The sequence below is a fragment of the Hyphomonas oceanitis SCH89 genome (assembly GCF_000685295.1).
In the GTDB taxonomy this organism is placed as follows: Bacteria; Pseudomonadota; Alphaproteobacteria; order Caulobacterales; family Hyphomonadaceae; genus Hyphomonas; species Hyphomonas oceanitis.
The window spans coordinates 99,562-114,399 of the sequence record NZ_ARYL01000004.1 but is presented as its reverse complement, the minus strand read 5'-3'; the positions used below and the strand labels follow the sequence as shown (position 1 = coordinate 114,399).

Annotated in this window: 16 protein-coding genes; 7 read left to right on the top strand and 9 right to left on the bottom strand. The window is 63.2% G+C overall.

Annotated elements, in window-relative coordinates; all coding sequences use genetic code 11:
- Nucleotides 1-10: 10 nt before the first annotated feature.
- Both HOC_RS04365 and HOC_RS04360 read right to left on the bottom strand, forming a co-directional pair.
- The gene (locus HOC_RS04365; RefSeq protein WP_035536099.1) at nt 11-1,435 is read right to left on the bottom strand and encodes a sensor histidine kinase; all 1,425 of its coding nucleotides are present in this window, start codon (nt 1,433-1,435) and stop codon (nt 11-13) included.
- Between the two features lie 216 nt (nt 1,436-1,651).
- Nucleotides 1,652-2,002, bottom strand: a complete 351-nt coding sequence (locus HOC_RS04360; RefSeq protein ID WP_084146129.1) for a UrcA family protein — start codon at nt 2,000-2,002, stop codon at nt 1,652-1,654.
- A gap of 507 nt (nt 2,003-2,509) precedes the next feature.
- Between HOC_RS04360 and HOC_RS22085 the strand changes: the two genes are divergently transcribed.
- Entirely contained in the window at nt 2,510-3,433 is a 924-nt protein-coding gene (locus tag HOC_RS22085; protein ID WP_156950375.1) for a hypothetical protein, read from the top strand.
- 161 nt (nt 3,434-3,594) lie between these two features.
- Here HOC_RS22085 and HOC_RS04350 read toward each other — a convergent pair whose 3' ends face one another.
- On the bottom strand, nt 3,595-4,239 hold the full coding sequence (locus HOC_RS04350) for a Pr6Pr family membrane protein (protein WP_051624514.1): 645 nt from the start codon (nt 4,237-4,239) through the stop codon (nt 3,595-3,597).
- A 146-nt stretch (nt 4,240-4,385) separates the two neighbouring features.
- Between HOC_RS04350 and HOC_RS04345 the strand changes: the two genes are divergently transcribed.
- Entirely contained in the window at nt 4,386-5,837 is a 1,452-nt protein-coding gene (locus HOC_RS04345; protein ID WP_035536092.1) for an AMP nucleosidase, read from the top strand.
- Nucleotides 5,838-5,895: 58 nt separating this feature from the next.
- On the opposite strand, the gene HOC_RS04340 is transcribed toward HOC_RS04345, so the two are convergent.
- The 4 genes from HOC_RS04340 to HOC_RS04325 form a co-directional block, all read right to left on the bottom strand.
- Nucleotides 5,896-6,264, bottom strand: coding sequence for an endonuclease domain-containing protein (locus tag HOC_RS04340; RefSeq protein ID WP_051624530.1), 369 nt, complete (start codon nt 6,262-6,264; stop codon nt 5,896-5,898).
- Nucleotides 6,265-6,354: 90 nt separating this feature from the next.
- On the bottom strand, nt 6,355-7,233 hold the full coding sequence (locus HOC_RS04335; protein WP_035536086.1) for a hypothetical protein: 879 nt from the start codon (nt 7,231-7,233) through the stop codon (nt 6,355-6,357).
- A 112-nt stretch (nt 7,234-7,345) separates the two neighbouring features.
- On the bottom strand, nt 7,346-7,933 hold the full coding sequence (locus HOC_RS04330) for a cytochrome b/b6 domain-containing protein (RefSeq protein WP_162174803.1): 588 nt from the start codon (nt 7,931-7,933) through the stop codon (nt 7,346-7,348).
- Nucleotides 7,934-8,080: 147 nt separating this feature from the next.
- Complete coding sequence (locus tag HOC_RS04325) at nt 8,081-8,647, bottom strand: lipid-binding SYLF domain-containing protein (RefSeq protein ID WP_035536083.1); 567 nt, start codon at nt 8,645-8,647, stop codon at nt 8,081-8,083.
- 134 nt (nt 8,648-8,781) lie between these two features.
- On the opposite strand from HOC_RS04325, the gene HOC_RS04320 reads away from it, so the two are divergent.
- Entirely contained in the window at nt 8,782-9,561 is a 780-nt protein-coding gene (locus HOC_RS04320) for a tyrosine-protein phosphatase (protein WP_035536081.1), read from the top strand.
- On the opposite strand, the gene HOC_RS04315 is transcribed toward HOC_RS04320, so the two are convergent.
- Nucleotides 9,558-10,067, bottom strand: coding sequence for a hypothetical protein (locus HOC_RS04315; RefSeq protein WP_156950374.1), 510 nt, complete (start codon nt 10,065-10,067; stop codon nt 9,558-9,560). The genes HOC_RS04320 and HOC_RS04315 overlap by 4 nt on opposite strands.
- Nucleotides 10,068-10,157: 90 nt before the next feature.
- A complete protein-coding gene (locus HOC_RS21035; RefSeq protein ID WP_051624513.1) occupies nt 10,158-10,889 on the bottom strand; it encodes a hypothetical protein in 732 nt (243 codons plus the stop codon).
- A gap of 253 nt (nt 10,890-11,142) precedes the next feature.
- On the opposite strand from HOC_RS21035, the gene HOC_RS04305 reads away from it, so the two are divergent.
- The 4 genes from HOC_RS04305 (at nt 11,143) to recR (ending at nt 14,836) form a co-directional block, all read left to right on the top strand.
- Nucleotides 11,143-12,834 (top strand): DNA polymerase III subunit gamma/tau, encoded by a 1,692-nt coding sequence (locus HOC_RS04305; protein WP_035536077.1) that lies wholly within the window; start codon nt 11,143-11,145, stop codon nt 12,832-12,834.
- Between the two features lie 20 nt (nt 12,835-12,854).
- Nucleotides 12,855-13,181 carry a YbaB/EbfC family nucleoid-associated protein gene (locus tag HOC_RS04300; RefSeq protein ID WP_035536076.1) on the top strand — a complete coding sequence of 109 codons (327 nt, stop codon included), beginning with the start codon at nt 12,855-12,857 and terminating at the stop codon, nt 13,179-13,181.
- A 62-nt stretch (nt 13,182-13,243) separates the two neighbouring features.
- Nucleotides 13,244-14,155: an aminoglycoside phosphotransferase family protein gene (locus HOC_RS04295; RefSeq protein WP_156950373.1), complete on the top strand. Its 912-nt coding sequence runs from the start codon at nt 13,244-13,246 to the stop codon at nt 14,153-14,155.
- Between the two features lie 69 nt (nt 14,156-14,224).
- Nucleotides 14,225-14,836, top strand: coding sequence for a recombination mediator RecR (gene recR, locus HOC_RS04290; protein WP_035536075.1), 612 nt, complete (start codon nt 14,225-14,227; stop codon nt 14,834-14,836).
- The last annotated feature ends 2 nt before the right edge of the window (nt 14,837-14,838 follow it).

The window sequence follows — 14,838 nt, the reverse complement described above, 5'->3', positions numbered from 1 at the left end:
GGTGGCCGGATCAGTCCGGCTCGAGACCCACGCGCATGTAAACCTGCACGCCGCCGGGCAGGTAGTCCGTCTTCGCGAAAGACCCGTCCCCCTTGCCGAGCAGGCTCATGATCAGCTTGCTGCCGAATCCGGTCCGTTCCGGCGCCGAGACGGCCGGCCCGCCCATTTCTTCCCAGCGTATGTCGACAAAGTCGTGCCCGTCCTCGCGAACGCACTGCCAGCTAATCCGGACTTTGCCTTCGGCCACGCTCAGCGCGCCATACTTGCTGGCATTCGTCGCCAGCTCGTGCAGGACCAGGCCAAGCGCCCGCGCGCGTTCAGCCGTCAGCTGCACCTGCTCGCCCTCGACCTCCAGGCAGTCGCCCGTGTCCGGCACATAGGGCGTCACCTGGCTTTCGATCAGGTCGCGCAGGCGCGCTGGCCTGCTGGTGCCATCCACGATGATCGAGTGCACCGAGGAAATCGCCCCGACGCGCCCCGAAAACTTCTCGCGGAAATCCTCCAGGTCATCCGAAGAGCGCAGCGTCTGGTTCATGATCGACGTGACCAGCGACAGCGTGTTCTTCACGCGGTGGTTCATTTCGCGCACATGCAGCGCCGATTGCTCCTCGCGCATCTTGTCCTCGGTCCGGTCAAACACGACACCGCGCTGGTAGAGCGGCGCCCGCTCGCCCTTGTGCATGCCGAACTCGGTTTTCCCGCGCACGCCAATCCAGCGGAACGCGCCGTCGACGCCCTTGATGCGGTGGTCGGCCTTGTATTCGCCGTCGCCGTCGGGATCCATCGAGCGCTGGATTGCCCTCATCACCTCCTCATAGTCATCGGGATGGATCGACTCGAAGATCTCCTGCTCCCCGAGCTGAGCACCGTCGACATCGGCCCCGAACAGCATCACGGCGCGCCGGTCCCAGCTGGATGTATTGCTGATGAAATCAGACTGGAAGATGCCGAGGTTGGCCGCCTCGACAGCCGTGGCCAGATTCGTCTGTGCCACCATCAGCTCGTCCATGATGGCGCGTTCCTCGGTCACGTCCCGCACCACGCCGCAGGTCAACACCGCGCGGCGCTCGTCGCCAATGGTTTCAAACTCGGTGCGTCCGTTCACGGCGACCCAGCGCACGCTGCCATCCTGCATCAGCGTGCGGTGCTCGACCGTATAAGTCCCGCTGCCGTTCGGGTTCAGCGCCTCGCTGGCGGCCCGCGCCACCCAGGCCCGGTCTTCTTCATGAGCCAGCTGGATCATAATGTCGGCGGGTTGCGCGCTGTCGAGATGTGGCACGCCGAACAGCTCGCGCGTGCGGGCATCCAGGCTCATCTGGCCGCTGGCGGCATCATAAAGGAATACGCCGTAACCGGCCGCGTTGAGCGCCTGCTGCAGCATGCGTGGATCATTTGCGGCAGAGGGGCGTGCGCCGTCTCCGTGTTTGAAAATCATCCCGTATCCATTGTCCGCCGGAAGGGCCCGTCCAGTCACCAAAGCAAACAAGGCGACGCTTTCACGTCGCCCTGCACCAAAGCGTGAACATACATGGTTCGCGCGCTTTGTCCTTCAGATTTTGTAACGGACTCACCTTTCACCAATAAGGTGAAGTGAGGGGCCGCCCGTGGCCGTGGGCGACCCCTCCAACGCACAAGACCGGGAGGAAATGGCCTAGCGTTGTTCCGCGTCGGCGAGGATCATCACGGTCTGCTGGGCAAATTCGTCAGCCGTTTCACGGCCTTCCAGCGCCTGCTGTTCGTTGATCTTGGAAACGGCGGCCGACACGATGTCGTTGACACAGCTGCGATCTGTGTAATTGCCGCCGAAGACGGGAACATAGCTGGTGCAGGCTTTCTTGGCCTGCGCCTTGATCGAAGCCATCACGACAGGTGCGCCGGCATCAAGCGCCAGCAGGTCCTTGTCGTACTGGATTTCGACAGTGATGGGTGTTTGCGCTTCAGCAAAAGCGACTGGCGAGAGGATCACGGCAGCGGCCATGATAGATGCAATTGGTTTCAACATGGGTTTAGCCCTTTAAGAAGTTAGCGCCGGAAAATTCCGGCAGGAAACTCCCCCCGCAACTGAGTCTTATGATCGCTACTCCCCGTAATGCGCTGAGGCGCGCACTGGCCAACTGGGAGCAGCCAACTCATGCTGCACTGCAATAATGTTCTCGCAGACGCAGCAACGCAACGATTGAAACGCGAATTTTATGTCAAACGCTGCGTCTGTTCTGCCAGCGCCTGTTTAGCGGGCGCGGCTGCCTAAACCTTCATCTGAAATGGCGCTCCGAATCCCGAATTCTGGAGGTCTGGCATGCATATTTGCATGATAACTCATTCCTTTTGCCAGCTTACGCTACGGAAGATTCCCATATAAATAGTATTAAAACAATGTACTGAGGGTATTTTAAGCGATTCCGGTCAAAATTCCGCAAGTTCATCCGGCGCCTGACCACGGTCATGGTGCGGCATAACAGGGCAGGGGTGAATCGCCGGCCAGCGCCGCGATCTGCACGGCTTCCTGCAGGTGCCAGACATTGCCCGCGGCTCCATCGGGGGTGGACCGGGCATCCGGCATATGGCCCGCGAAATGCTGCGCCGGACGCGACCAGTGATTCGCGCGCGGCCGTCCGCCTATCCCACACTTCGCTCTGCCGCCGATCCAGCAGGCACCGGCCATTCCGGCTCTTTTGCCCCTGCGCTTTCCGCCCCCTCACCAGCTCGTGGCATGATCGGCGCCATGTTCAACCTCTCTGACTCCCTGCGCAGCCTCCTCATCGTCTCCTGGCGGCGGGCGGATTATCATGCCCATGGACTTGTGGGCAGTCTGCGGCTCGGGCTCACCCTGTGCCGCCCGTTCCTCAAGCGGGCTGAATGCGCCGTCCTGCGCGCCCGCCTCGTGCGGCTCGAAATGCTCACGCGCCGCCTGCTTGTCCTCATGGTGCTGGAACAGCCCCTGCCGGAACGCGTTGTGCGCAGCAGCCACAAGGTCAGCGCGCCCACCCGCAAGCCCGCCCGGCCCGCGCGCCGCGCTCTCTTCACGCGTCCCGTCTTCCGCCTGTCCGATCCTTGCCCACGCCCCGGCGCCGCCCGCCCACAACCGCCCAGTCGCGCCGCTGCCCTGCGTCCGCGCATGCTTTATCTCGACCAGCCCCTGCCACCGCCAGAGCCCGGCGAATATCCGCCCCGGCCTGACGACCTCATTCCCGCCCAGGCCCTTGTGCGCCGCGCTGTCGCCCTGCGCGATGTCTATGCCGATCCCGCCCGCCACATTGCCCGCATGACACGGCGCCTCGCAGACGACCTGCGCGCACCGGAGCCCGCGCCCATTCTCGCCGAAGACCTGCCACCCGTGGTGCGCAGTCCCCGTCAGGACACGCACGAACGCGCCGCTATTCTGGAGCTTCATGATATTGCGTTGAAAGCCGTCGCGCACGCCGATACGTCCTGAACCGAAGGCCCTCCACAGCGCAAAATCGACCGGGCAGGCACCACCTGCACCGGGCGCACGTGCTGCAACGCCCACGCCGATTTCGGATTACATGGACGGCTCACTCGGCATCGGAACGGCGGGCTCCAGCGCGGTCCCGTCACCGAAATCGCACTGACGCCTCACTTGGCCGGCATGGCCCCCATGGGGCCATGCGGCAGCCTTCGCGCCGCCACAACCATGACGCATCCGGCCAGCCCCATCCCGAGGATCATGCCAGCCACATTCATCAGCGATGCGCCCCAGCCGATCTCGGCCACATTGAGGAACCCATAGGGATAGATACCGGTCAGCTGCCCGCGCAGCAGCACCAGCACGGCATAGATGGCCGGGAAGGTCATCCAGCCCGGAATCTGCAACAGGCGCAGCCCGTCCTTGCGCGAGATCAGCAGCCAGTTGCACAGCATCAGGACCGGCGTCACATAATGCAGGATGAAATTGGATACCTTGGCCCAGCCATAAGGCGTCCAGATATCGCGCAGCATGAAGTGATAAACCAGCGCCACCAGCAGGATGTAGAGCGTGATGGCAGTGCGCACGCCCGGCTTCGAAAAGAATTTCCCTGGTCCGCTTTCAGGTGCCAGCGCGCTCCAGCCCATGGCCAGAGCGACCAGCACATTCGTATCCAGCGTAAAATAGCTGAAATATTCGACGAGCGTTCCGGCCAGCCCACCCGGGTTTGGCGGGGCCAGCGACAGGATCATTTCCAGCCCGGCCCCCGCTGCGGCCGACAGGGCCACAACTCCGTCCAACAGGCGTGTACGCATTATCCCCTCCCAAGGTTGCGACTGAAACTATTCCGTTTTTCAGGCGCGCCAAGCCATTGCAACCATCAAGGGAAGTCGGCAATCCGTAATTCGCCGTAACAAGCAGCGGCAATTGACGAGTCCATTCATTTCCGGCATCTGGGCACATGACGAAACTCACCACACCTGCAGCGGTCGTTGACGCGCTGGACAAGCTTTACAGCGAAGCCGTCGAGGCGCTTTCCGGCGCGCTCGATCTTTACCTCCACAAGGGCACGCCGCCCGAGGCCAATCTCCGCGATAGCGGCGCCTTCTGCTATCCGCAGATCCGGCTCACCTATGATCCGGACGGCCCGCCGCCGCCCATCTCCCGCGCCTTCGGCAAGATGTCGGAAGCCGGCACCTATATTTCCAGCTTCACACGGCCGGATTTCTTCCGCCCCTACCTGATCGAACAGCTTACGCCTTTGATGCGTGACTATGACATCGAAGTCGTCGTCGAGCGCTCGTCGCAGGAAATCCCCTATGCCTATGTCTGGGAACAGGGACAGGCCGAGGGCCTTGAGGAAATCTCGCCCGCCGAACTCGCCCGCTGGTTCCCCAGCCCGCAACTGGCAGACATTGGCGATGAAGTGGCCGATGGCGAGCTTTACGAGCCCTACGAGACCCACCCGCTGGCCCTGTTCGACGGGCCGCGCGTCGATCTCTCGCTGAAGCGCCTCCAGCACTATACCGGCACGCCGGTCGAGCACTTCCAGCACTATGTTCTCTTCACGAACTATCACCGCTATGTCGATGCCTTCTGCGACTGGGCGCTGACCCAGATCGGCACGGACAGCCACTACACCTCGCTCTCCGTCCCCGGCGGGCTGGAAGTGTCGGATGTCACCGAGGCGTCGCGCGCCGACATCGACGCGGCCCCGTGGCGCCGTTACCAGATGCCGGCCTATCACCTGCGCGCGCCCAACGGGGCAGGGATCACGCTGGTCAATATTGGCGTTGGCCCGTCCAACGCAAAGACGATCACGGACCATCTCGCCGTCCTGCGCCCGCAGGTCTGGCTCATGGTCGGCCACTGCGGCGGCCTGCGCCACAGCCAGTCAATCGGCGACTATGTGCTCGCCCACGCCTACCTGCGCGAAGACCATGTGCTTGACGCCGTGCTGCCGCCCGAAATCCCGGTCCCGGCCCTCGCCGAAGTCCAGGTCGCGCTGCAGGAAGCCGCCGCCCGCGTCACCGGCGAAACCGGCGATGCCCTGAAGCGTCGCCTGCGCACGGGCACGGTTGTCACCACGGATGACCGCAACTGGGAACTGCGCTTCACCGCCAGCGCCCGGCGCTTCAACAAGTCCCGCGCCATCGCCATCGACATGGAAAGCGCCACGATTGCCGCCAATGGCTATCGCCTCCGCGTGCCTTATGGCGTCCTCCTCTGTGTCTCCGACAAGCCGCTCCACGGCGAGATCAAGCTGCCCGGGGCGGCCAACCGCTTCTACGAACGCGCCATCGGCGAACACATCCGCATCGGCATCGAAACCCTCGAAATGCTCGCCGCCGACAAGGGCGCCAAACTGCACAGCCGCAAACTCCGCGCCTTCGACGAACCGCCGTTCCGGTAGGCCCTCACCTCCCACGCCCTGACGGGCGCGGGCCCCTCCTCTCCCAAAGGGAGAGGGGTTACGTCGAGCCGTCGCGTGTTCTGGAAATGTGAATGAGGGTGAGCTGGATCGTATCCAGAACCCCGTCGATATTTTCCAGCAGATCGCTATTCCAGATACGAACTACCTGCCAATCCTGACTCTCGAGGAAAGCCGTCCGCCTGGCATCATGTGCCTGCTGGTCCGGATTGCCATGCGTATCCCCATCAAGTTCAATAATGAGCTTCGCCTCTTCGCATGCGAAGTCAGCAAAATAGGGACCAATCGGATGCTGCCGCCGGAACTTCAAACCACCGAGGTGTCGGTTCCGCAATTTTGACCATAGCAAACGCTCCGGAAAACTTCCGTCCCGGCGTAATTCGCGAGCTCGATCCCTCGTTTCCTTCATGCCGCAAATCCACATCCGCGACGGCGCCGGGTCAACCCCTCTCCCTCTGGGAGAGGAGGGGCCCGTTGCGCAGCAATGGGAGGTGAGGGTCTAAACCGCCACGGCCTGCGGCGTCACAATCGCTTTCGCCTCGTCCGACAGCAGCGCGATCAGCTCCGGCTCGCCAAGAGTTTGCAGGTAGCCGACAAAGTCGCGTCCGCTGCCTTCCTTCGCGCCGGTCACGATGATCCGGTCGACCAGCGCCACGAAATCATCAAGGTCGTCCTTGAAAAAGATGTCGCGCATGAAGGGGTATCGTCCCTTGTAGCAGCCGATCACGACCCATCGCCAGAACAGCAGCACGTCGCGGTCATGCAGCACGCCGGTCTCGATGGCCCGCATGATCCGCCGTATCCAGCCGAGATAGCGCTGCAGGGCCGAGACGCTGACCTCGGCCTTCTGGCTGACCACGGTGGACGTGTCGACAAAGGCAACCGTGCGTTCGCCCTCCCGGTATTTCCAGTAACGGTCCGATCCGGCGCGCCATTGCGTGTTGCGGTCCATCACGCTGATCAGGCGGACACGTACCGGCTTGCCGTCAGCGGTGAAATCCACGACGCCTTCGGATTCCAGCACCTGGAGGATCTGCTCGTCGAGGTCCGTTGTCAGTTGCAGGCGTGCCATGGACAGCTGCTGGTCGGTCTGTTTCTGCTGGTTCCGCATCACGACGAGATAGGCAAAGGACGCGACCCAGGCCGTGCCAAGCGCCGTGATGCCATAATTCAGGATGGAGAAGGAAATCTGCTCGCGCGAATCCGGCTCGAACGAGGCCATGGCGGCCACGCGCCTGTCGGGCCAGGTCAGCTCCAGAAAGGCATGGAACAGGTCATTGGTCAGGCCGCTGAGGACAGCCGCTCCCAGCACGATGAAGATGAAAGTGATGAGCGCCAAAAGGCCGATGGCCATCCAGCGAAGAATCCATTCGGGCATGTCGGTCCCCTTTTCGTCTCCGTCCCGTTTCCACAGGGCGAAGTTTCAGGCGAAAATTTGCCGGAGACAACCCGGAATCGAAACGGGCGCCTCCAAAGGAAGCGCCCGTCATTCAGGTAGCCGGCGGCTTGCGCTTCGCGCCACGCGGCAGGAATAGCATGAACTTCGCCAGCGGACGCTTGAACAGGATGAGATAGGCAACGTGCAGGCCGACAAACAGGAGAAGCAGGTTCGCGGACAGTTCGTGCACTTCCGATAGCGGGCCTTCGTCTCCTTCGCGCTCTCCTTCGTCGTCGTCGTCGTCATCGCCGTGATCGCGAATGCGAGGCGTTTGAGTCTGTTCACCCGCAGTCGCCGGGGCGGCTGCCACCCCGGACGACATGGACGGCAGGGACCGTCCCCCATCCATGACAATGCCGGTCCCGGTAGCGGTTACGAGGGTGAGGGCGATGCCCAGCATGAGGGTGCGGCTGATCGCGGGATGTGTGGCTGCGCCCTTGAGCTTCAGGCCGGAGAAGTCGGGATAGAAACGCGTCAACCCGAACTGCCGCTCGCCGCCGATCGCCCAGGCAAGTCGCGCAGCAATCACGAAGGCAACGCCATAGCCCAGCCAGGCATGGGCGGGAAAAATTTCACCTGTGAGGTAGGCAAGGATCGCCAGAATGGCGAGCGTCGCATGATAGAGTCGTACGCGGCTCATGACGTTCATCGCAGGCACCTTTCATCCTGAAGGGACTGCACTGAGCTAGAGAGCGATTGTCGGAGCGTCCATACGTAGTGTCCCGCCCCAAAAGAAAACGGGCGCCTCCAAAGGAAGCGCCCGTCATTCAGTTCAAAAGCCTAAAGCCTATTTCGCATCAAGCTTCGTGATCTTTGTGCCTTCGATGCTGATGCCGGCCATCAGGCCCTTCTGGTCGAAGATGAACGCGTAAGCGTCTTCCTTCAGCGTCGAGGTCGAGAGGTTCTCGGCAACACCGGCATTCACCAGAACGACCGTTGGGCCGACGCCGATTTCCCAGCCGTCCGAATCTTCAACATATTTCACGGCATCGTCATTCATCAGGAAGACGGCATAGCCATATTGCTGCGCGCCGGCCTGAAGGCCCCACGAACCGGTAAACGTGCTGTAATAGTCCTGCACGACGCCGCTCTTGCGCATTTCGCCTTCACCATAAGCGCCGCCAACACCGAGACCGGCTTTGACGATCGACGGGAAGATCAGCACGGCGCGCGATTTCGCAGCGATTGCCTTGGCGGCCGAATTGTCAGCGGTCAGGCGGTTCAGCGCCTGCGTGCTCTGGGAATCGATATCAGCGCGGCTGACTTCGTCCGGCATGCTTGTGCACGCGGTTGTCAGGACGGGCGCGCCAACCACGAGGCAGGCAGCGAGTAGGGCAGAACGGAACTTTGTCATTGAGGTATCTCCTTCATCGGCAGATATGCCGTAGGCCCTCACTACGCGGAAGACTGGCCCTGGTTCCCGGTCATTCACAGCTGACGCAAGGTCCTGTCTGGACGGGGTGGGTATCGCGCGCTAGCTGGTTAGCCATGAAAACCCGCATCTATCCGCTCGAAGGCGTCCGCAATTTCCGTGATTTCGGTGGCTACGCCTCCCGCTACGGGGGCGCGGTGAAACCCGGCCTCCTGTTCCGCTCCGGCCATTATGGCGAGGCCTCCGAGGCCGATATCGAGGCCATTGAAGCGCTCGGCATCGCCCTTCAGGCAGACTTGCGCCGCCCTGACGAGCGCGAAAAACAGCCCGGCCGCTGGTCGGCTCCCGCCACGATCACCCATGATGGCGGCCGTGAGGTAGATGCCCCCCACACGCGCTTCCTGCAGGAAGTCGAAGTCAATGCCGAGGCCGCCGATGGCTGGATGAACACCTATTACCAGCTGGCCCCCTACAAGGCCCACCATACCGAGATGTTTGCCGACTGGTTCCGCCTACTGGCTGCCCTGGATGGCGATCAGGCGGGCCTCGTCAACTGCGCCGCCGGCAAGGACCGCACGGGCATCCTCTGCGCCCTCACGCATCATGTGCTGGGTGTCAGCGAGGAAGATATCCGCGAGGATTACGAGTTGACCAACAAGGCCGTGAATGTCTCGCTCTTCCTCCCGGAAGCGGCGAAGTATTTCAACGACATGCTGGGCAAGCGCCATGACGCGGAGGTCTATCGCCCCTTCCTCGGCGTGCGCCTGCGCTATCTCGAAACAGCCCTCGCCACGATGACCGCCGAATCCGGCTCCATCGACGCCTACCTTGCCGACACGCTCGGGGTGGACGACGCCATGCAGCAGGCGATTCGGGATCGACTGATCGCGCGCTAGGGCTCCAGTTGAGCGGACATCAGAAGATCCGGGGCCATCCAGACGGTGTCTGATTCATGTGAATAGTATATTTGCCATGTCACAGGCTTGGCCGAGGTGACGAGGTAAAATTTTCGAGTCTGCACCGCAACATGGTAGCTGTCGTCGTCCGTGTTTCGAACAAAGCTGCGCTCCCAGGTCTCGGATACAAACTCAAGACGTCCCTCACCGTCGATTTTGTCAAAAGAGTTACGAAGTAGTCTTCCGTTAGGGTGCTCGCCCCACGTCTGGATATCCAGCGCCACCACATCACACGGCCGTATCTTGATGGGATCAAGCAGGGATGGCTCGGGGGCGTTAAGGGGAGGGTTCAGAACGTGATCAGGTACATAATTCAATTGGTCGCTCTTAATCGCTTTCTTTATGGCGGGAGCGTCCTGGCACAGGGCGTCATCCACCGGCGGCGGCTGCTTTGCGCACGCCGACAGGAAGACCATCATGAAAAGCAGACCGATACGCGGCATCATGCTCCACACTTTATGGGTCGGTGTGAAATGGTCAAACCTGCGATTTGACCGTGTTTCCCTTGCGCCGGTCGCCCGGTCTTCAGCGGGCGCCTACTGGCCGTGCGCGCGGCGGATGTCGTCTTCCCAGTCCATCGTGCCGCCGCGCATCAAACGGTCATGCTGGATATCCGCCTCGCTCTTGCGATCGACAAATATCGAATTGTCGATCCCGCCCGGCAGCATTTTGGGAATAGGCTTGTCATGCTCGACATACCATTCCAGCAGATTGTCATAGCCACCCGTCCGCGCCAGTTTTTCGCTATACAGCGCCTGTAGCCGTTTCTCTTCCGGCGTGGCCAGCCTGAACCAGGGCTCCCGGTCAAACGGATCAGGCATGGGCTCCGGCGGGCAGTCCGCGGCCTCGCGCTCCTCCGGGCTCATGCGCCCGCAAAACATCATCGCCAGCGCTGTCTGCACGGCGGGGTCTACCCCCGGCCCCTCGGGCACATTGCCGATTTCCGCGCTGCCGGGGGCGGTCTCCTCCGGCAGGATCAGCGTCTCGCCCGGCGTATCGTCAGGCGTGGCGGCGGGTGGTGCGCGCGTCGTCTGTGTCTCCAGCTTTGGCAGGTCGCGGCGGGCAGGGACTGTCTCGACGGGCGCGGGCGGGGCAGGGGCTGGCGGCGGGGGTGTCTCGGGAGGCGGCTCGACGATCAGGTCGACAATCAGCGGCACCGTCGCAACCGGCGGGCGCGGGCGCCAGGGATTGACCAGCAGCACGGCGCCCAGCACCAGCGCATGCAGCCCGGCCGACAGCAGGCCTTTCGCCCAGAGCGACCCTGCCATGGCCTCCGCCAGCCTCTGCGCATGTCTCATCCCACCCATGATTGCAGGCATAGCAGCAAGCCAATCCCGGCTTGAGTTACGAATTCGATAGGTAGTGCCGCCCTCGCAAAGCGCTCATCCTGAGCGAAGTCGAAGGACGGGCGCGGGCGAATGCCGGATTCTCTGCCTCCCGGCGCATCCTTCGACTTCACTCCGGATGAGCCTTGCTTTGTTTCCTTGCCCCCGCGCCTGCGAAGCCGCTAATGTCCCCGCGATGAGCGAATCTGATACCCCCGAGCGCGACGACCAGACCTTCTCCATGTTCGGAGAGGAAGAGGCTGGCGCGAAGCCCAAGGCCTATCAGGTTCTCGCGCGCAAATACCGCCCGCGCCTCTTCACCGACCTGATCGGCCAGGAGGCCATGGTCCGCACCCTCTCGAACGCGTTCGAGACGGGCCGTATCGCCCATGCCTTCATGCTCACCGGCGTGCGCGGCGTCGGCAAGACCACCACGGCGCGCCTGCTCGCCCGCGGCCTCAACTACACACGCGAGGGCCACGACGCCCCGTCCATTCATCTCGACCCGCCGGGCGACCATTGTGAAGCCATCATGGCCAGCCGCCATCCTGACGTGCTGGAACTCGATGCCGCCTCCCGCACAGGCGTCGCCGACATGCGCGACCTGCTGGACGGCGCCCGCTACGCGCCCGTCTCGGCGCGCTATAAAGTCTACATCATCGACGAGGTTCACATGCTGTCGACAGCCGCGTTCAATGCGCTGCTGAAGACGCTGGAAGAGCCGCCGCCGCATGTGAAATTCATCTTCGCGACAACGGAAATCCGCAAGGTGCCGGTCACGGTCCTGTCGCGCTGTCAGCGGTTTGACCTGAAGCGGCTCGACTCCGTCGAACTCGCCGCTCACCTGAAACGCATCGCCGAGCGCGAAGGCGCCAGGGTCTCCGAAGAAGGCCTCGCCCTTATTTCCCGCGCCGCCGAAGGCTCGGTGCGCGACGCGCTCTCCATTCTCGATCAGGCCATCGTCCAGACAATGGATGGCGGCGAGGTCACCGGCCCCGCCGTGCGCGACATGCTCGGCCTTGGCGACCGGGGCCGCCTGCTCGATGCGTTCAGCTTTGCCATCAATGGCGACGCCAAGGCCGCCCTCACCGAGATCAAGGACCAGGTCCATGCCGGGGCTGACCCGTCGGTCATCCTGAAGGACCTGATGGACATTGCCGCCGACGTCGCCGTTGCGCAGGCCACTGGCGGCGACTACGATCCCGGCGGCCCGGCCGACTGGGCCGCCCGCACGCAGGCGCTCGCGCAGAAGCTGACACCGGCGCAGGCCTCGCGCTGCTGGCAGATCCTGCTCTCCGGCTTCAATGATTTGCAGACCGCGCCCGACACGGCGACGGCGCTGAACATGGTACTTCTGCGCCTGACAGCCGCCTGCACCCTGCCATCGCCCGAAGAGGCTGCGCGCCTCATCGCCAGCGGAGGCACAGATTCGCCGGGAAAGTCTGACGCCCCCCCTGAGGCGCCGCACCATCCCGGCGGCATCACAAGCTTTTCCGATATCATCGCCTGCCTCGACGAGCTGCGCGAAGTGAACCTTCAGGTCGAGCTGGAGAAATACGTCCGCCCCGGCAAGATCACGCCCGGCCTGCTGCAGTGCGAACTGGAGCCCGGCGCCCCGGCCGACCTGCTGGCCCGCCTGAAGAAATTCCTCGAGAACGAAACCGACATGGACTGGGTTGTCGAGCGCGTCTCCGGCGGCGGCGAAACCGTGCGCCAGACCGAGATCCGCACCCGCGAGGAGCGCTTCGCCTCCGCCGCGGCCCATCCGGCCGTCGCCGAGGCGCTGGCCAGCCTGCCGGGCGCAGTGATTGTGGATGTGATCGAGCCCGAACCGCTTGAATCCGGGCCTGCGGGTGACAATGTCATCCAGCTCGCCGCCCGGCGCTAATAATAAGAGGAAGCACCGCCATGAAAGACCTCGCCAAGATCATGCAGCAGGCCCAGGAAATGCAGGCCAAGATGCAGGAGGCCCAGGCCAAGATCGAAGCCACCGAGGCCGATGGCGTCGCTGGCGCTGGCCTCGTCCGCATCCGCCTCAAAGGCAAGGGCGACCTGATCTCCGTCCAGATCGACCCGTCCCTGATGAGCGACGATCCGGAAATCCTCGAAGACTTGCTCAAAGCCGCCCATTCAGATGCCCGCAAGCGCCTCGACGAAGCGATGGAAGAGGCCATGAAAGCCGCCACCCAGGGCCTCGGCGGGGGCATGCTCCCCGGCTTCAAGCTGCCGTTCTGAGGCTTGTTTCTCCCAAAGGCTGCATTCTCTGATAGAATACCCGGCGAGGACGATTGCGGGGATTGGACATAAGCGAGAAAAGCACATCCGGACCGGAAATTGACGTCTCGCTGGTTCGCAGTCTGCTGGACAGCCAGTTTCCCCAATGGGCGGCATTGCCGCTGACGCCTGTTGCCTCGGATGGAACGGACAATGTCATGTTCCGGCTGGGCACAGACATGTGCGTGCGTCTGCCGCGTGTTGCCCGGGCGGCGGGGCATGTTGATAAGGAACAGCTCTGGCTGCCTCGGCTCGGCGCCCTGCCGCTCGCCATTCCGGAGCCACTTGGTCACGGATTGGCCGATGACCGATATCCCTGGAACTGGTCGGTCTACAGCTGGATTGAAGGCGTCCCCGCCACGCCCGACCAGATTGCCGATATGGATGATGCCGCCGCAACGCTAGCTGCATTGCTCAACGCGTTTCAAACAGTGGATGCCGCAGCCGGCCCGCCAAGTGGCGCCCACAATGAATATCGCGGCGTGCCGCTTGCCCTGCGTGATGGCGTGACGCGTAAGGCGATGGAAACGCTGAAAGACGAATATGACCTCCCGGCGCTCACCGCCCTGTGGGATACAGCCCTGGCGGCGCCGGTCCGGACCGCAGCACCCGTCTGGATTCATGGCGATATCCATTCCGGCAATTTGCTCGCCAGCAATGGTCGCCTCTGCGGCCTCATCGACTTTGGCCTGACGGGCGTTGGCGATCCTGCCTGCGACCTGATGGTCGCCTGGAGCCTGCTGCCACAATCCTCCCGTGCCGTCTTCCGGTCCTCTTTGGACGTTGATGCCGCAACATGGGAACGAGGGCGTGGATGGGCCCTCTCCGTCGCGCTTGTTGCGCTGGCCTATTATCGGGATAGCAACGCCGATATCTCAGAGCGCTCGCGCCACACCCTCCGTCAGGTTCTTGCAGACACGGCCAGCGAGGGCTGACCCTCAACAGAAGCGGAACCCGCATTCGGCCTTGCCTTGCCACAGCAGACTCGGGCAGAGACTGATCGCATGTCCCAACGCTCCGCTGGTCCTGAACTTCTTCGCCTGATCGAGCTGATGGCCCGGTTGCCCGGCTTTGGCCCGCGCTCGGCCCGGCGCGCCGTGCTGTTCCTCCTGAAGCGCAAGGACCAGATGCTGCTACCCTTGGCCGATGCCCTGCGCGACGCAGGCGAGAAGATCGATCGCTGCGAGATCTGCGGGAATTTCGACACGGTCCAGCCCTGCGCCGTTTGCCAGGCCGATGGCCGCGACGATGGCGTGATCTGTGTTGTGGAAGATGTGCCGGACCTCTGGGCGCTGGAGCGCGGCGGGGCTTTCCGGGGGCGCTACCATGTGCTCGGCGGCGTCCTCTCGGCGATTGACGGCATCGGCCCGGATGACCTCCACATCGGTCCGCTGGTCGGCCGCGTCGAGGCGGGCGGCATTCGCGAAGTCATTCTCGCCCTGAATGCCACCGTGGACGGGCAGACAACGGCCCATTATGTCGCCGACATGCTGGAGGGAACGGGCGTGGAAGTCACCCGCCTTGCCCATGGTGTACCCGTTGGCGGCGAACTCGACCATCTGGACGACGGCACGCTGGCCGCCGCCCTCAGGTCGCGCCGGGACGTCAAGCGCTAGGC